The sequence below is a fragment of the Exiguobacterium sp. s142 genome (assembly GCF_018618455.1).
Lineage (GTDB): Bacteria > Bacillota > Bacilli > Exiguobacteriales > Exiguobacteriaceae > Exiguobacterium > Exiguobacterium aurantiacum_A.
This window is the reverse complement of sequence record NZ_JACSMB010000008.1, coordinates 70,918-87,812: the sequence shown is the minus strand read 5'-3', so window position 1 is coordinate 87,812 and position 16,895 is coordinate 70,918. Positions and strand designations below refer to the sequence as shown.

Below are 16,895 nucleotides of genomic sequence, written 5' to 3'. Positions count from 1 at the left end.
GGGATGGAACGTTTGAAAAAATGGATGCTGATCGGGCTTATGAGTTTACTCACTGTGCTCGCCGCTTGCGGCAATGAGATCGAAGACCCGCTCAACTGGGAGATCGAATCGTTCGACTATATGAACCAGGACGAGGAGATGGTCAGTCTCGACGACTTGAAAGGCAAAGTGTGGATGGCCGACTTCGTGTTCACGAACTGTGAGACGGTTTGTCCGCCGATGACGTACAACATGACGAAGCTGAATGAAGCGCTCATCGAAGAAGGCGTCGAGGACGTCCAGTTCGTGTCGTTCAGCGTCGACCCGACCGTCGACACACCGGATAAGATTAAACAGTTCATGTCCGGGTATGACTTGGCGCAAGCCGACTGGCAGTTCTTGACCGGCTATTCGCAAGATGAGATCGAGGCGTTCGCGCAACAGAACTTCAAGGCGCTCGTCCGCAAGCCCGACGAAGGCACGCAAGTCGATCACGCGACTTGGTTCTATCTTGTCGATCAAGACGGAAAAATCGTCAAGGCGTACCAAGGGTTCCAAGACGTACCGATCGAGGATATCGTCAACGATATTAAAATTTTACAGAAATCTTGAGGGCGACGCGATGTCGTCCTTTTTTGCGTATTCAAAAACAGGGGAATCCGGTATGTTGCCGTATAATAAGCAATAGAGGAGAGGATATTTTTGAAAAAAACACTACTCGTTTCATTGATGGGTTTGGCTGCTGTGACGGGTACAGCACTCACACAATATAAGCCGCTCGGACGCAAGCCAAAAGCGCTCCAGTCGCCGAATCTTGTCAACGGCAAGTTCCGCAATCAGCTGGAGACACCGATGCGGTTTTCAAGCGACGACATGATCTCGATGTCGAAAGAATTTTTGCATCCGGACTCGCTCCGGAAGCCGAGCGTTCGGTTGCCGGTCGTCCCGATCGACTTAACCGAGACACTCGGCTCGAGCTTCACCCGCATCTATTGGCTCGGCCATTCAGCGATGCTCGTTCAAATGGACGGCAAGACGATGCTCGTCGATCCGATGTTTGGCCGGAGCCCGTCACCGCTCCCGTTCGCGAAGAATGAACGGTTCAGCGAGGACTTGCCGTTCGAGCTCGACGATTTGCCGTCAATCGACGTCGTCTTGCTGACGCATGACCATTACGACCATTTGGACTATGCGACGATTCAAGCGATCAAAGACAAAGTCGCCATGTTCATCGTCCCGCTCGGCGTCGGCAGCCATTTGAAACGTTGGGGCGTCGGGGCCGAACGCATCGTCGAACGCGATTGGGGCGACACGTATCAGTTCGGGACGTGGACGTTCGTCTGTGCGCCGGCCCGTCACTTCTCGGGTCGATCGCTCACCGACCGCAATGCGACGCTTTGGGCGTCATGGGTCGTCATCGGTGAGACGGACCGCTTGTTCTTTAGCGGTGACGGCGGTTACGGTCCTCACTTTAAAGATATTGGGGACGAGTACGGACCGTTCGATTTCGCGGCACTCGAATGCGGGCAATACGATGAGCGTTGGCCGGATGTGCACATGCAGCCACGAGAGACGGCTCAGGCGTTCCGCGACGTGCGGGCCGATAAGATGTTGCCGATCCATTGGGGCGCGTTCACGCTATCATTCCACGCCTGGTACGACCCGGCCGAACAGATGACGCAGTTGTTGCCGCAAGAACACGTACTTACTCCGATGATTGGGGAACGCATCACGCTCGACGGACGCAACGATACAAACACGTGGTGGCGTGACATCGAGGACATGAACAAGCGCTGACCGAATTCGGTCAGCGCTTGTTTTGTTAGGACGAGATCCGTTCGGTCTCGTCCGTTTCGATATAAAGCTTGTGTTTCCGCGTATAGACGAGGAAGGAAGCGGTCATCGCGATCGAACTTACCCCGAACAAGACGACCATGAGCTGCAGACCGATCAAGTCGAGGAAGAAGCCGGTGACGAGCAACACGACTTGGAAGACGATGCGGTCGAGCATGTTCCGGAACGAGAAGAAGCGTCCGTGATAGTCTTTCGGCATCCGCGTCTGGAAAATCGTCACCGCGGTCGGGAAGAAACAACCGACCGAGAAGCCGAACAAGACGAACGCTGCGATCGAGACGACTGGGATGTCGGCGAAGTACAGCATGAGCTGAGCGATCCCGATCAAAAACGAGAACGTGAACAAGATTGAGAATACGGAGAACTTCTCACCGATCCGTTTGATGACGAACGCGCCGACCATGAAGGCGATCCCTTCCGCCGTATAAATCCAGCCTTTGATCGCGGTCGAATCTTGCAGCTCGCTAATGTTGATGACGAGCAAGTTGAACCCGCCGATGAAGAGGAGCGGGATGAGCGTCATGACGAGCGTCATGAAGATGACCGGGATCGACTTGATGATCGGGAAGACGTCCTTGAATCCGCCGGACGACTTCGTATCGACTTTTCGGGCGGACGGTGTCGTCGTCTCGTCGATGTTCAAGAACCACGTCGCGACGGCGAGCAGCAAGTAGGCGACGAGCGAGAGCGCGTAGACGTCTCGCAGCGAGATGAGCGTGAGCAAGATGCCGGCGATGGCCGTTCCGATGACCCGGGACAGCGTGGAGACGTTCATATGGACCCCGTTCAAGGCGAGCAGCTCGCGTTCTTTGACGATGAGCGGGATCGCTGCTTGGAGCGCTGGGAAGTAAAACGCGGCCGACCCTTGCAAGAAGACGAGGAAGACGACCATCCAAAGCACGCTTCCCGTCTCGATGGCGACGAACATGAAGAGAACGCTCAGCGCCCGGACGATGCTAGAGATGAGCATGATTTTCTTTTTCGAGCCCTGATCGGTGAGACGACCGGCGAGCGGTCCGATGGCGACGCCTGCGAGTAGGCCGCCTGCGAGGATGAGCGCTTTGACGAAGTCGGACGGGACTTTCTCCTGCATGAACTCCAAGTTGCCGATGATACCGAGCCAAAGCCCGAGGCCGGCGACGAACTCCCCGGTCAAGATGATCCAGACGTTCCGATTTTTCCACATATGTTAAGTCCTCGATTCTTATCAGTTAATAATAATTATGCTCGAGAATGATTCATTAAGCCACAAAAAAGAAGCCGAGATTCGACTTCTTCTCCCATTCATTAATTCATGCGAACTGATTATATAAACACTCTGATTTCGTAATACAATGTGTATGAAGGAGGGTGATTGTATGGGAACGATATCTGTGCGACTCAATAAGGAAGACGAACTTCTCATTAGAGAGTATGCGAAAACAAAAAATCTTACCCTCTCTATGCTTGTTCGGGAAGCTGTCCTAGAACGAATAGAAGATGAATTAGACATAGTGCTTTATCATGAATCAATGAGTGCACATCAAGAACATTCTGAGGCAATTTCATTCGAGGCCATGCTAAAGGATTTGCAAACTTAGATTAAACCTAAAAAAGCATTCGTCCGTATTCAGACGAATGCTTCTCTGTCGTTCTTTTGAAGTCAAATATCGCAGTTATCATCCGTGCACGTCGCACCGCTCGAGAGCACTTGAAGTGTCGGTGCCGATTCGGCCCATGTCTTCTCGAGCACTTGTGTGAACGCCTCGGTCGGCTGGGCGCCTGAGACGCCATACTTGCCGTCAAAGACGAAGAACGGGACACCGGTGATGCCGAGGTCGCTCGCGCGTCTTTCTTCAGCACGAACCTCTTCCGTGTACACGTCTGAAGCGAGTACGTCTTTCACGGCGTCAGCATCGAGCCCGACGCTTGTCGCGATCTCGACGAGGACGTCGTGGTCGCCGATATGTTTCGCCTCGATGAAGTACGCTTTGAGGAGCGCTTCCGACAGCTCCTTCTCTTTACCGACCGTCTTCGCATAGTGCGTCAACCGGTGCGAGTCGAGCGTGCCGGTGACGACCATGTTGTCAAAGTCATAGTCGAGTCCGACTGATTGAGCTTGAGCGGCGACTTGGGCCGTCGTTGTTTTCGCCTGCTCGAGCGGCATGCTGTATTTCTTCGCGAGCACTTCATAAATCGAACGTGAATCGGTCGTCGGGGCGTTCGGATCGAGTTCGAAGCTCTTAAACTCCACTTCGACGTTGTCCGCGTGTGGGAACTGTTCGAGTGCTTCTTCTAGACGGCGCTTGCCGATATAACAGAACGGACAGACGTAATCTGACCAAACTTCAATTTTCATAGTGAATCCCTCCTACAGTCAGTGTAGGATGTCTTGAAATTGAAGTAAATGAATGTGCTCACAAAAAAAGCCCTCACGAGGAGGACTTAAAAGACGTACCAGAACACGCAGACGAAGTGGGCGAAGCTGCCGAACAAGATGAACAAGTGGAACACCTCGTGGAAGCCCCAACCGCGCCAGTTGACGAACTTCGGCTTGAAGCCGTAGATGAGACCGCCGACCGTGTACATGAAGCCTCCGAGCAAGAGCCAAAAGATGCCGCCGTTGCCGATCACGCTATGGAGCGGTCCGATGAAGAAGACCGACAGCCAGCCCATACCGATGTAGAGAGCAGTCGACAAGAAGCGTGGGGCGTGGAACCAGACAAGTTTGAAGATGATGCCGAACAAGGCGAGGACGTGGACGATACCGAACAGCACCCAGCGCATCGGGCTTTCGAGCGCGAGCAGTGTGAGCGGGGCGTATGTCCCGGCGATCAAGGCGTAAATCATCGCATGATCGATTCGTCGGAAGAACGCGATGACTTTCGGCGAAGCGATGATGCTGTGGTACAAGCCAGACGACAGGTAAAGAAAGACGAGACTGATTCCGAACAAAATCGCCGCCATGATGGCGAGCGGTGAGCCGAGCAGTGACGCTTTCACCGTCATCGCGATCAAGGCGATGAAGGCGAGTACCGCTCCGGCGAGATGGGTCAGCGCGTTAATAGGTTCCCGAAAAATCGAATTCATGCAAAAACACTCCTTATGACGTCATGTAGTATCCATAACTACATGATAAGCGGTATGGGCAAGAAGAACAAGGTTTTTGTTTCGACAAACGACGATTGTCCGTATACTGAAAGTGAGGTGATTCGATGAAACCGAACGAGATTGTACGGACGGAAGGCGCGCTCCCGAAAGCGGTATTGCCGACGATCGACTTATATATGGACCAAGTCATCCAACTGTTCGAGCAGCATTACGGCAAGATGAAACGTAATGAAGACGAGACGATTTTAACGAAGACGATGATCAACAACTACGCTAAAGGCAAGTTGTTCCATCCCGTCAAAAACAAGAAGTACACGAACGAGCATTTGATGCTCCTCGGGTTGATCTATGAGATGAAAGGGCTGTTGTCGATCAACGACATCAAAGAGACGCTCCGGCCGCTGAATGAATCGGACGAGGCGTTCTCGCTCGAAGACTTTTATGACGCCTATCAGGCTCAGAAAGAACAAAACTTGCAGGCGTTCGAGACGCAAGCCGAGACGCTGCTCGCGAACGTGAAAGCGACTGAAGCGAGTGAAATCCAACAGTCGCTCGCCATTGCCTCGGCCGTGCATATGAGCCACTTGTACCAACGGCTCGCCGAACGGTTGATCGACGAAAGTAAATAAAAATGTCCCCTAGACTCCGTTTGTAGTCTAGGGGACATTTTGTCATTTTAGATGTTCGCGTTCGAAGCGCTCACCTTTGTTGTACATTTTCACGACGAGAAGTGGTGCTAAATAACTGATGGTCACAAGAATGAAAAGCGTCCATAAGAGATTATAATCTAACATTAGACGCTCATACGTGAACGACAAAAACAAAATGACGGTGATATGAACTAACGGGTGGAGGTTCCTGAGCAAGGCGTTGAGCACACTACTGATGAATACAGTCAAAATCACGAGCATGAACAAGAAAAACGCAATCAACAACCACATGTAGTCCATACGTCACCACCAAGTTAATTATTGATGTACTTCTCGAACACGTCACCGAAATCTTTCCGGTTCCATTCGTGATAGTGGCCTTGGAGCCAGTCGAACGATTGTTGCGACAAGTCTTTGAACGTCGTCGCGACGTTCATGTCCCCTTGACGGAGGCCGCTCAGAACTGACACGGAATGCGTGAGCGACGCGTTGGCAAATTCAAGCATCTTCCGGCCTTCACGCTGTTTATCGGCGATGGCGAGGAGTGATTTGTACAAGTCTTTGACGTGCTCGATTTGCTTTTTGTTTACGTCGATCGAGTATGGCTTATCGCCGATTGTGAACTTGATCTCAACGTCTAAGTCGACCGTGCCGGCCGTCTCGAACATGACGTGTTGGAGCGGATGTTGCGCGTACGGATAACGATACAAGACGCGCTTCGAACTGATGGCGCTCGCGCCGTCGAGATGGATCATCGCGAGGTTCGTGAAGCAGTACTCATCCGATTTCGACTTGATCAAGAAGTAAATCTTCTCGTTGTCCTCATGTAAGACGTAATCGTCGGCATCGGCCTTGTCGAAGTCTTTCGGGTCGATGACTTCACCGATATCGCTAAAGCCTGTCAAATCAGAAGCTAGTTTTTTGAACATGTACAGTCTCTCCTCAGTAGTGGATTTTGTGCATCTCGACCGGGTCGGACCCGGTCCGCTCGTTCCGGTTGAGTCCGTCGATCGCTGCCATGTCTTCTTTCGTCAACGTGAAGTCGAATACCTGTATGTTTTCACGAATCCGACTCGGTGTGACCGATTTCGGGATGACGGCGACACCGTTTTGAAGATGCCAGCGCAAGATGACTTGGGCCGGGGACTTGCCGTACTTGCTCGCGATGTCGACGATCGTCGCATCCTCGAGCGCCTCACGACCTTTCATGAGCGGACTCCACGCTTGGATCTGGATGTCGTAGCGCTTGCAGTACGCGATCAATTCTTTTTGGGACAAGTATGGGTGGATCTCAACTTGATTCACCGCCGGTACGATCGCACACGATTGGATGATCTGTTCGAGGTGTTGAATCTCGAAGTTCGAGACGCCGATGGCCCGTACTTTGCCTTCCTCATACAATTGCTCGAGCGCTTTGTACGTCTCGACGAACTTACCGAAGCGCGGCATCGGCCAATGGATCAAGAACAAGTCGACATAATCGAGACCGAGTCGGTCGAGGCTGTCTTGAAACGCCTGGAGCGCCTCGTCGTAGCCGTGAAACTCGTTCCACAGCTTCGTCGTTACGAAGATGTCTTCGCGCGGGACGCTCGACTCGCGGATCGCCTGCCCGACGCTCTCTTCGTTCTGATAGATGGCGGCCGTGTCGATCAACCGGTAGCCGGCGTCGAGTGCCGCCTTGACCGTGTCGACCGTGACCGTCCCGTCTTCAACTTTGTACACGCCGAGACCGAGCATCGGCAGTTTCACATCATTATTGAGTGTTGTCCATTCCATAATTTGATTCCCTCCCTCTCACATCTAACGTTACCGAAAATCACGACAAAGTGAAAGCGAAACCTACAGCCGAATGCTTTCTCCGTGCGCCTTAATCACGATTTGATCGCGTTCGAGTTTGGCCGCGGCGACGAGGCGGTCATACGGCTCCTCGACCGGCTCGTATGATAAGACGAACGTGTCCCAGTGCATCGGGAAGAACCGTTTCGCTCCGCTCTGTTTGAACATCGTCCACGCTTGCTCCGGGGTGCAGTGCGCTTCCTGGAACGAGTCCGGTTGATACGCACCGATCGGGAAGAAGGCGAGGTCGATCGGTTCTTTGTTCGCGAGCCCGTTGAACGCTTCGGTGTACGCCGTGTCGCCGGCGAACAGCATACGGACGCCTTTATATTTCAAGACGTAGCCGTTATAGCCCATATGTTTGTCCCACGGGAAGCGGTTGCCCCAATGCGCGACCGGGATCGCTTGGACGTTAAGTCCGTTCGCGAGTGTCAACTTGTCGTGCGGATGCATCTCGAGCGTCTGTAGGCTCGGATAGTGACGCAACAGTTTGCTCGTCCCCGGTGCCGAGATGACGACCGTGTCACGGGTGATGAGCCGCTTCAAACTTTTATGGTCGAAGTGGTCCATATGGGCGTGGCTGAGCAAGATGACGTCGACGTGACCGATCTCTTCGATCGAGAGGGCAGGAGCGGTATGCCGTTTCATGCCGAACGTGACGGGACCGACGTGGACACCGATCCGTTTTGAGAATACCGGGTCGGTCAAAATTTTGAGGCCGTACCAATGGATGAGCACGGTCGAGTGGCCGATCCACGTGGCGCTCACGCTCGTCTCGTCGAAAATGGACAAGTCCGGTTTGATCGGCGCCTCTTTAAAGTCAGGACGCGGTAACCGCTGTTTCAGTCGTGTATAAAAGAACGTGCCGACGCTTGCCAAGACAGCGCTCGGGACGAGTAAGTTGCGTAATTTCATGTGAGTCACCTCGTTATATAGGATAGTTTCATCTTAACGCTGACGACTAAGACATGCATCCGCCCATAGGCGTAGAAACGATGGGAGATTGTGGGTTTGCCGGTTGCGAATCCGCTTACATTTTGGTAAGGTGGCAGTAGATTAGGAAAGGAAGGTACCGCGTGCTATGAAAAAGTCACACTCACTCAACTGATGAAACGAATCATCACTGTTCGCACGAACAGTCACGGGTGAAGTGTGTCCAATCTCAAGCTGCGGGGTGACCCTTTTTTTTCGCTTGACCGGAGATCTTCACACCATCGCTTTCTAGCGAATGGTGTTTTTTGTTTCATCGCGTAGCGGACTAATAAGCGAGGTGAGACAATTATGTTATCTGTAAATCAAGTCCGGTTCGACTACAACCAGCAACCGCTATTTGACAGCGTCTCGTTCGATGTGGCAACAGGCGAACGGGCCGTCTTGTTCGGCCAAAACGGGTCAGGGAAGACGACGTTGTTCAAATTGCTCGTCGGTGAACTGAGCCCTCAGGCCGGTCGAATCGAAGTAGCAGGGAAAGTCGGTGTCGTCGAACAGACCGTGTTTGTTGGGGATGGGACGACGCTCGCGTACGTCATGAAAGGTGACGACGAACGGTTCCGCTTATACGAAGAAGTCACATCGGGCGACACGGAGCGCGTGCTCGGGGTGTATGACGAGGCGATGGCGTGTGACGCTTTCGGACTCGAGGCCGAGGCGAACCAAGCGTTGAAACGGATCGGCATGGACGGAATGGGATTAAGATGGCTTTCTGACTTGAGCGGCGGCGAACAGACGCGGGCACAATTGGCCCGGCTCATGATGCGTCACGTCGACGTCGTCTTGCTCGACGAGCCGACGAATCATCTCGACGTCGACTCGATCGACTGGCTGACGCGCTGGGTGCGTGAGTTTCCGGGCACGGTGCTCGCCATCTCACACGACCGCCAGTTCATCGATGACGTCGCAACGGTCATCCTTGAACTGAGTGACGGCGAGGTCGTCCGCTATCCGGGCAACTATAGCGCCTATAAGCAGCAAAAAGCCGAGGAACGGGTGCGTGACGAGCGGGCCCACGCGCGCTATGTGGCGCGCAAGTCGGAACTGCTCGATATGATCGTCCAGTACAAAGGCTGGCACTTGAAGGCGAAAGCGACGGCGAGCGTCCGCAGTCCTGGTGCTCAGAAAGGGGCGGCGAACCTTGCCGTCAAGATGAAAGCAAGGCAACGAAAACTCGATCAGCTCGAACAAGGGCGTCCCAACAAACCGAAAGACGCGGGGCGCGTTTCGGTCCGCTTCGAAGCGGAACCGCTTGAGGCGAAGACGTGGATCACGGTCGAGAACGTCGTGTTCGGGTATGACGAGCCGTTGTTCGAGCATCTTTCGTTCACGTTCAATCGAGGAGACCGCTTGTCGATCGTCGGACCGAACGGGAGTGGGAAGACGACGCTGTTGAAGCTGCTTTTAGGGCAGCTTCAGCCAAACGAGGGTGTTGTGCATCGCCATCCGAAACTGAAAATCGGCTACTTCTCACAGACGCTCGAGCGGTTGCCCGAGGATGGGACGCTGCTTGACGCACTATTATCCGCGAGCGACATTCCGGAGACGGAAGCGCGGACGCTCCTGGCCCATTTCTTGTTCCGTCGTGACGACGTCTATAAACCGATGCGTGAGGCGAGCATGGGCGAGAAGTGTCGGATCGCATTCCTCATCCTTTATTTCTCAGACGCAGACATGCTCGCGCTTGATGAACCGACGAACTATTTAGACGTCGCGACACGCGAACAAATCGAGGCGGCCTTATCGATCTACCGGGGCGGTCTCATCCTCATCTCGCACGACCGGACGTTCCATCAGCTGACGGACCGGACGATCGAGCTCGGCGAGACGGTGCGAATTTTAGAAGCCGGACAAGACACGCCCCCCATCGACGTCGAAGCGACGATTCAGACGCTCGAGGCGCTGACGAATGACGAACAAAAATTTGTTGACGAGGCAGGAAACGTGAAGCCGTTTGACGAATCGGAACAGATGAGACGAAACGAGTAGGAGTGGAGAATAATGAAGGAAGAAGTTCGGTCATCACGGGCCGCGTCAAGGAAACGAAAACGGTTGTTACGGTTAGCGACGGCGGTCTTGTTGATCGCTTCATTGATCGGTGTCATCGCGTTCGCGGCGTACATCGATTCGCAAAAGCAGACGGCACTGCCTGAGTCGGACAACATCTCGACGGAAGAAGTCGATAGCGGGACAGAGGCGGAACCTGAAGAGGAAGCGACTGAAGAAGAGCCGAGTGAGGACGTCGTCTACATCGCGACGCCGTACACGAAAGTGTATGCTGATGATCGTGTGACCGTTCTATATGAGGCGGATCTTGGAGACCGGTTCGAACGGCTCGAAGCCGTCAGTGGATTCGTCAAACTTCAGTTGAACGACCGGACGACCGGATGGGTGACGGAAGAGCGCGTGACCGAGGAAGCGACTAGCGTCTCGGACGATGAAGTGGAACAGGCGTGGCAAACGGTCGTGCCGACGGCTTCAGCGTCTGCTTTGGACTGGCTCGGACAAGACGTGGCGACGGTCCGATCGACACTCGGGGCACCGGCGTCCGTCCAGCGCGACCAAGTGAACGAGTACCACTTCTACAATGGCTTCTTTTTAATGGTACGTGACCAACGAGTGAAAGCGATCGATTGGGACCGTCAGACGGCCGTGACGCCTGAACTTGAGGCGGCGAGCGCCCAAAGCGCGGGCAGTTGGTATGACGGGGAGACGCTTCAATTGAAGCTGTTCCCGTATAACGGGGTCATGCGGGTCCGAATTGAACAAAAGTAAATGCTGGCGTCGAGAGGGTGCATCCTGTCGGCGCTTCTTTTTTTGAATTCATTCAAACGAACGTTTGAATGATGGGGAGAAAAGGGATATAATGAAGGGAGAGAGGAGCGATGACGCATGGAACAACATGATCATGGCCACGAAGGCCACCACCACACAACGAATCAACGAGCTTTATTGCTAGCATTTCTGTTGATCGTCACGTTCATGGTCGTCGAAGTCATCGGCGGTCTGTGGACGAACAGTCTCGCGCTCTTATCGGATGCGGGGCACATGCTCGGCGACGCGGCAGCGCTCGGGCTCAGTTTCTTGGCGGTCCGGTTCGGCGCCCGGAAGGCGACACCGAACCAGACGTTCGGGTACCGCCGCTTTGAGATTTTGGCGGCGTTCGTCAACGGATTGACGCTCCTTGTCATCTCAGGTTATATCATCATCGAGGCGTATAAGCGCTTGTTCGTGCCACCAGAGATTTTAAGCGGCGGCATGCTCGCCATCGCCGTCATCGGGTTGCTCGTCAACGTGCTCGCGGCGTGGATCTTGATGCGTGGCGAGCGGGACAACTTGAACGTCCGGAGCGCGCTCCTGCACGTGTTCGGAGACTTGCTCGGATCGGTCGGGGCCATCACGGCGGCGCTGCTCATTCTAATGTTCGGGTGGACGCTCGCTGATCCGATCGCCAGTATGTTCGTCGCGCTCCTCATCTTGGTGAGCGGGTACCGCGTGACTCGGGACGCCGTCCATATTTTGATGGAAGGGGCGCCTGACAAAGTTGACGTCGTGGCGATGCAGCGTGACCTTGCGACCGTCGAAGGCGTCAAAGAAGTGCATGACCTCCACGTTTGGTCGATCACGTCTGAGGAGTACGCCGTCACGTGCCATGTGTTGATCGATGAAGCGACAGATGATCAACGCGTGCTGCACGATGTGACGGAGCGGATGAAGCAGTACGGGTCGTTCGGTCGTTCGACCGTTCAAATCGAACGAGAGACGGCACACTGCGAGGAACGAACGATCTGGTAAACGCACGAGCGGTCCCTGACAAGAGTCGGGGACCGCTTTTGTTATGGTTTCAGGACGACTTTGACGCAGTCGTCGAGATGGTCGTTGAACATCTTGTAGGCGTCCGCGGCTTGTTCGAGCGGCAGGCGGTGGGTGATGATGTCGGTCGGGTCGAACTTCTTGTCGACGATCATCTGGAACAACTCAGGCATGTAGTGGATGACCGGAGCTTGACCAGTTTTAAGCGTGACGTTGCGCGTGAAGAAGTCACCCATCGGAAACTGGTTATAGTTCATCGGGTAGACACCGGTCAATTGGACCGTACCGAACTTGCGAACGGCTTCTTTGGCGACTTTGATGGCGCTGAGCGTTCCGCCTTGGATCATCAGCTTTTGCTCGACTTTCTCGATCGGGGTTTTCTTCCCGTCGATACCGACACAGTCGACGACGATATCGGCGCCACCACCCGTGATTTCCCGGATGTATTTGCCGGTCTCGACCGGGTCTTTCAACAAAACGGTTTCGACGTTGTTTGAGAGTTTGGCTCGGTTCAATCGATAGATCTCCGGGTCGACAGCGATGACGCGTTTTGCGCCACGCACCCAGGCGAGTTTTTGTGTCATCAAGCCGACAGGGCCCGACCCGAGAACGACGACCGTGTCACCGGCCTTCATCCCAGCGTTGTCCAAGCTCCACCATGCGGTCGGGATGACGTCGGAGAGGAACAACAGTGCCTCATCCTCGAGCTCGCACGACTCTGGGATGACGAGCGGCATGAAGTTACCATACGGTACTTTCAAGTATTCGGCCTGACCACCCGGGTGGTTCCCGAACTGTTCAGTGTAACCGAACAGTCCGCCCGCATCTGTGTGCGGGGCGTGGTTCGAGTTGTCACACTGGCTCTCCATTTCATTCTCACAATAGAAGCAATGGCCGCAAGAGACGTTGAACGGTAAGACGACGCGATCGCCTTTTTTCACTTTCGTCACGTCTGGTCCGATGTCTTCGACGATGCCCATCGGTTCGTGTCCGATGATAAACCCGTGCCGAGCCGGCATGTTGCCTTGGTAAATGTGAAGGTCAGACCCACAGATGGCCGTCGACGTGATCTTGACAATGATCTCTTCTCGGTTCTCGATTTCCGGGTCCGACACATCTTTCACTTCGATGTTTTTCGTCCCTTGATAAGTAACAGCACGCATACGTTGGTTACCTCCTTTTTTGAAAGACAGGTGAACGACGACATGGTTACTGTACCCGTATGGTGCGAGCATGAATCTACCCGCGAACGGGAATAGAAAAAAGGACTCACAAAGGAGTCCCAGTGCCCGCGATGTCGATGACGACGATCTCGGGTGGATTGAAGATACGCGGTACGCTGACTGTGTAGTTGAAGCCGCGGCCGATGATATGGGTGAACGAATCGTGTTCATACAGGCCGCCCGCATATTTTGGGAAGAAGCCTTGGTCAGGCGCGTAAAGCCCGTTCAACAGATAAGGGATACGGACCTGGCCGCCATGGGCGTGGCCCGACAAGACGAGGTCGAACGGAAGCTCGGCGTACGTCTCGACTTGTTCCGCCCGGTGGGACAAGAGCAGGCTGAACGTGTCGTCCGTTTCGACGTCGTCAAGTGCGGTCAAGACGTCTTGCTCCCAGTTCCCGTATATGTTTTCGGCGTACGTGCGAAGCGGGTCCTCGACGCCGCCGATGATGAGTTCGACTCCGTTGACCGTCACGGCCTCGGCTTCGTTCTCGAGCACGATCACACCAAACGAACGAAACACGTCTTTGACGTCGTGCCGGACGAAATCACTTGATTCATCAATTTCATGGTTGCCGGTGACGAAATACATCGGGGCGATTCCTTGTAGCCCTTCGATCAGTTCGAAAGCGGCGTCTGGCGAGCGGTATCGATCGAGCAAATCACCGGGAAGCGCGATCAGATCAGGTTGCTGTTCACGAACTTTTTCAATCAGATTTTTTTGGTCTTCACCATACGAATAGCCGTGCAAATCCGAGAGGAGGATGACGCGTAACGATTGACCAGTTTCGAGCTTATCGGTCGTCAGCTCGTACTCTCTAATCGTCAGCCCGTTGTAAAGGGCGGCGAACAGAAAGACGACCACGATGCCGAACGTGATGTACTTTCGTTTTCCTTTTAGCATCGTGTCGCCTCCTCGGTCGGATGTTTGTCTTTTCATTCTACTCTGTTAATAGGTGTGGACGCAAAAAAAAGCCCACTCATATTTGAGTGGGCAGGGGATTAGGCGACGTTTGTCGTCAATTTGACGTCGACGTTGCCGCGTGTCGCTTTCGAATACGGGCACACTTGGTGCGCTGCTTCGACGAGACGCTCAGCAGTTGCTTGGTCGACACCTTTGATTTCGACTTCGAGCTCGACCGAGATGAAGAAACCTTCGTCGTTCTGGTTGAGTGTGACGTGGCCAGTGACGCTCGTGCCATCTGTCTTGACGCGCTCTTTACCGATGACGAGGTTCAACGCGCTGCCGAAGCAAGCTGCGTATCCGGCTGCGAACAATTGCTCAGGGTTCGTCGACTCTTCTGCTTGTTTCGATCCTGGCATTGCGACGCTCAAGTCGATGACGCCGTCCGTAGATGTGACGCGACCTTCGCGGCCACCAAGAGCTGTTGCTGAAGCTGTGAATAATGGTTTCATAATTTAATTCCTCCGTTTCGTTTTTAACAATTAAGTTGTGCACAATTTAATTATAGGGCAGTCAAACAGATATTCAAGTGATATGCTTGACCTAAGACTTTAGCCGGAGGAATTTATATGAAAAGTTCGTTAACATTAGAGCATCAGATTTGCTTTCAGCTCTACACCGCCTCAAAAGAATTGACACGTTTGTATCGGCCGATCTTAGAGCCGCTCAAACTCACATACAGCCAGTATTTGGTCATGCTCGTTTTATGGGAAGAAGATCACATCGATTTGAAACAGCTCGGGGAACGGTTGACGCTTGATTCGGGCACGCTGTCACCGCTCATCAAACGATTGACCCAACTCGGGTACGTGGAGAAAATCCGGGCGACCGATGATGAGCGCCGGGTGTTGGTGTCGCTCACTGCATCGGGCAGCGCACTTCGTGAGCAGGCCGAGGACGTGCCGGTCAAAGTGAGTGGTATGCTAAATATAGACGAAGCGACTTATTTCGCTTATATGGAGATGCTCATCGATATCAAATCGCGTCTGCGTGAATTCGGTGAGCGACAGGGCTAGGTTCTCACGAAAGGAGACGATATGTTTCGTAAACTGTTTATTCTATTGATTGGGATTGGTCTATATACGGCTTGGAACTATGAGGTGCCGAACGTATCAGCGCCGACGAGCGTCCAGGTGAAGTCGACGGAAGTGGTGGAAGAGCGCGTCGCGACCGACGCTCCAAAGTTCGCGAGCCAATATGTCGGCCACGACTGGTATTTGCTCGAGAAAAATGGCGACCGAACGCTTGAGCTCGTCGATGAGGATGGTGCCAAAAAAGGGCAATACCAATTCGAGTCGGGCAGTACGTTCGAAGGGCTCGTCCTTGACCAGACGACACGACAACAAGTCGAGAACATCGGCTTCGACGAAGTGAAGTCTTACGATAAAGGGTTGAAACGTTACTTGATCCCGGACGATCCTTCGTTCTCGGTCTATGCGATGAACGGCAATTACGTCACGATGTTCTTTGACCAACATGACGAAGACAAGCTGAAAGGCATCCTTTCCGTTGAACGGAGCGTCGAGGAGTCGAGCGACGGTTATTATGGAGACGTCTCGGCCGAGAGCATCGTATCCAACGAGACGCTCATGCGCATGCTCATGAACTGGGACCGTCAAAAGTTTGGGTTATCCGCGCTCGCTGACTATGAGCCGCTGCTCCCGGTCGTCCGGGCGCATAGTGAGAACATGGCGGTGAACAACTTCTTCAGCCACACCGACCCCGAAGGACGCGACCCGTTCGAACGGATGAATGAGGCCGGACTTGCCTACTCGCTCGCCGGGGAGAACTTGGCGATGGGACAGATGAGCGTCTTTCACGCTCACTGGGGGCTGATGAACTCGCTCGGTCACCGCGAGAACATCTTGAAGCGGGACTTCACGCACGCCTCAGTCGGCCTTGTCTATAATGAAGACAACAGCCCGTTCTATACGATTAACTTCATCACACCACGATAAAAGGATGGTCTACCCTAGAGGGGCGGACCATCCTTTTTTAGCGGTCAGAGCAGGCGTTTCAAAGCTCGCTCGATCTCGTCCGGTGTCGTCTGCGGTGAGAACCGTTCGATGACGTTGCCTTTCCGGTCGACGAGGAACTTCGTGAAGTTCCACTTGATCGCTTTCGAGCCGAGCAGGCCAGGTGCTTCTTTCGATAAGTATTGGAAGAGCGGGTGGGCGTCTTTGCCGTTGACGTCGACTTTCGAGAACATCGGGAACGTCACGCCGTAGTTCAATTGACAGAACTCGCTGATCTCTTCGTTCGAGCCCGGGTCTTGGTTGCCGAACTGGTTGCACGGGAAGCCAAGAATATGGAAACCTTGACCTTGATAGCGCTCAAATAGCTTTTCAAGGCCGTCTAATTGAGGTGTGAAGCCGCACTTGCTCGCCGTGTTGACGATCAAGAGGACGTCCCCCTCGTATTTGGATAAAGGCTGCAGCTTGCCGCTCATGTCGGCTGCTTCGTACTGATAGATCATCATCTGATTCCCCCTTTTTA

20 protein-coding genes are annotated in these 16,895 nt (G+C 53.7%); 9 read left to right on the top strand and 11 right to left on the bottom strand.

What is annotated here, in order from left to right; genetic code table 11:
- Positions 1 to 3 precede the first annotated feature (3 nt).
- On the top strand, positions 4 to 591 hold the full coding sequence (locus KNP77_RS09175) for an SCO family protein (RefSeq protein ID WP_131465577.1): 588 nt from the start codon (positions 4 to 6) through the stop codon (positions 589 to 591).
- Between the two features lie 90 nt (positions 592 to 681).
- Entirely contained in the window at positions 682 to 1,776 is a 1,095-nt protein-coding gene (locus KNP77_RS09170) for an MBL fold metallo-hydrolase (protein ID WP_251139009.1), read from the top strand.
- 25 nt (positions 1,777 to 1,801) lie between these two features.
- Here the strand turns inward: KNP77_RS09170 and KNP77_RS09165 are convergent, their stop codons facing one another.
- Positions 1,802 to 3,019, bottom strand: a complete 1,218-nt coding sequence (locus tag KNP77_RS09165; protein ID WP_131465575.1) for an MFS transporter — start codon at positions 3,017 to 3,019, stop codon at positions 1,802 to 1,804.
- A gap of 172 nt (positions 3,020 to 3,191) precedes the next feature.
- On the opposite strand from KNP77_RS09165, the gene relB reads away from it, so the two are divergent.
- Entirely contained in the window at positions 3,192 to 3,413 is a 222-nt protein-coding gene (gene relB, locus KNP77_RS09160) for a type II toxin-antitoxin system RelB family antitoxin (RefSeq protein ID WP_131504827.1), read from the top strand.
- 62 nt (positions 3,414 to 3,475) lie between these two features.
- On the opposite strand, the gene KNP77_RS09155 is transcribed toward relB, so the two are convergent.
- A complete protein-coding gene (locus KNP77_RS09155; RefSeq protein WP_214890255.1) occupies positions 3,476 to 4,171 on the bottom strand; it encodes a DsbA family oxidoreductase in 696 nt (231 codons plus the stop codon).
- Positions 4,172 to 4,257: 86 nt separating this feature from the next.
- The gene (gene trhA, locus KNP77_RS09150) at positions 4,258 to 4,902 is read right to left on the bottom strand and encodes a PAQR family membrane homeostasis protein TrhA (RefSeq protein ID WP_070327786.1); all 645 of its coding nucleotides are present in this window, start codon (positions 4,900 to 4,902) and stop codon (positions 4,258 to 4,260) included.
- Between the two features lie 125 nt (positions 4,903 to 5,027).
- On the opposite strand from trhA, the gene KNP77_RS09145 reads away from it, so the two are divergent.
- Positions 5,028 to 5,552 carry a DUF1836 domain-containing protein gene (locus KNP77_RS09145; RefSeq protein ID WP_214890253.1) on the top strand — a complete coding sequence of 175 codons (525 nt, stop codon included), beginning with the start codon at positions 5,028 to 5,030 and terminating at the stop codon, positions 5,550 to 5,552.
- A gap of 42 nt (positions 5,553 to 5,594) precedes the next feature.
- Here KNP77_RS09145 and KNP77_RS09140 read toward each other — a convergent pair whose 3' ends face one another.
- From KNP77_RS09140 to KNP77_RS09125, 4 genes are all read right to left on the bottom strand, one after another.
- Positions 5,595 to 5,873 (bottom strand): hypothetical protein, encoded by a 279-nt coding sequence (locus KNP77_RS09140; protein ID WP_131457522.1) that lies wholly within the window; start codon positions 5,871 to 5,873, stop codon positions 5,595 to 5,597.
- A gap of 14 nt (positions 5,874 to 5,887) precedes the next feature.
- The gene (locus KNP77_RS09135) at positions 5,888 to 6,502 is read right to left on the bottom strand and encodes a PH domain-containing protein (RefSeq protein ID WP_131457520.1); all 615 of its coding nucleotides are present in this window, start codon (positions 6,500 to 6,502) and stop codon (positions 5,888 to 5,890) included.
- A gap of 13 nt (positions 6,503 to 6,515) precedes the next feature.
- Complete coding sequence (locus KNP77_RS09130; RefSeq protein ID WP_131457518.1) at positions 6,516 to 7,349, bottom strand: aldo/keto reductase; 834 nt, start codon at positions 7,347 to 7,349, stop codon at positions 6,516 to 6,518.
- A gap of 63 nt (positions 7,350 to 7,412) precedes the next feature.
- Positions 7,413 to 8,324: an MBL fold metallo-hydrolase gene (locus KNP77_RS09125; protein WP_131465567.1), complete on the bottom strand. Its 912-nt coding sequence runs from the start codon at positions 8,322 to 8,324 to the stop codon at positions 7,413 to 7,415.
- Between the two features lie 366 nt (positions 8,325 to 8,690).
- Between KNP77_RS09125 and abc-f the strand changes: the two genes are divergently transcribed.
- The 3 genes from abc-f to KNP77_RS09110 all read left to right on the top strand — a co-directional run bounded on the left by abc-f (position 8,691) and on the right by KNP77_RS09110 (position 12,194).
- Positions 8,691 to 10,388, top strand: coding sequence for a ribosomal protection-like ABC-F family protein (gene abc-f, locus KNP77_RS09120; protein WP_214890250.1), 1,698 nt, complete (start codon positions 8,691 to 8,693; stop codon positions 10,386 to 10,388).
- A 12-nt stretch (positions 10,389 to 10,400) separates the two neighbouring features.
- On the top strand, positions 10,401 to 11,174 hold the full coding sequence (locus KNP77_RS09115) for a hypothetical protein (protein ID WP_131489932.1): 774 nt from the start codon (positions 10,401 to 10,403) through the stop codon (positions 11,172 to 11,174).
- A 117-nt stretch (positions 11,175 to 11,291) separates the two neighbouring features.
- Positions 11,292 to 12,194: a cation diffusion facilitator family transporter gene (locus KNP77_RS09110; protein WP_214890247.1), complete on the top strand. Its 903-nt coding sequence runs from the start codon at positions 11,292 to 11,294 to the stop codon at positions 12,192 to 12,194.
- A gap of 41 nt (positions 12,195 to 12,235) precedes the next feature.
- Here KNP77_RS09110 and KNP77_RS09105 read toward each other — a convergent pair whose 3' ends face one another.
- From KNP77_RS09105 to KNP77_RS09095, 3 genes are all read right to left on the bottom strand, one after another.
- On the bottom strand, positions 12,236 to 13,375 hold the full coding sequence (locus KNP77_RS09105) for a zinc-dependent alcohol dehydrogenase (RefSeq protein WP_070327777.1): 1,140 nt from the start codon (positions 13,373 to 13,375) through the stop codon (positions 12,236 to 12,238).
- A gap of 106 nt (positions 13,376 to 13,481) precedes the next feature.
- Positions 13,482 to 14,339, bottom strand: a complete 858-nt coding sequence (locus tag KNP77_RS09100) for a metallophosphoesterase (protein WP_131504824.1) — start codon at positions 14,337 to 14,339, stop codon at positions 13,482 to 13,484.
- A 98-nt stretch (positions 14,340 to 14,437) separates the two neighbouring features.
- A complete protein-coding gene (locus tag KNP77_RS09095) occupies positions 14,438 to 14,851 on the bottom strand; it encodes an organic hydroperoxide resistance protein (protein ID WP_083273990.1) in 414 nt (137 codons plus the stop codon).
- A 117-nt stretch (positions 14,852 to 14,968) separates the two neighbouring features.
- Here KNP77_RS09095 and KNP77_RS09090 point away from each other — a divergent pair, with 117 nt between their 5' ends.
- Positions 14,969 to 15,415, top strand: a complete 447-nt coding sequence (locus KNP77_RS09090; protein WP_070327775.1) for a MarR family winged helix-turn-helix transcriptional regulator — start codon at positions 14,969 to 14,971, stop codon at positions 15,413 to 15,415.
- A gap of 21 nt (positions 15,416 to 15,436) precedes the next feature.
- Positions 15,437 to 16,357 (top strand): CAP domain-containing protein, encoded by a 921-nt coding sequence (locus KNP77_RS09085; RefSeq protein WP_214890244.1) that lies wholly within the window; start codon positions 15,437 to 15,439, stop codon positions 16,355 to 16,357.
- Positions 16,358 to 16,401: 44 nt separating this feature from the next.
- Here the strand turns inward: KNP77_RS09085 and KNP77_RS09080 are convergent, their stop codons facing one another.
- A complete protein-coding gene (locus KNP77_RS09080) occupies positions 16,402 to 16,878 on the bottom strand; it encodes a glutathione peroxidase (protein ID WP_131489927.1) in 477 nt (158 codons plus the stop codon).
- Between the last annotated feature and the right edge of the window lie 17 nt (positions 16,879 to 16,895).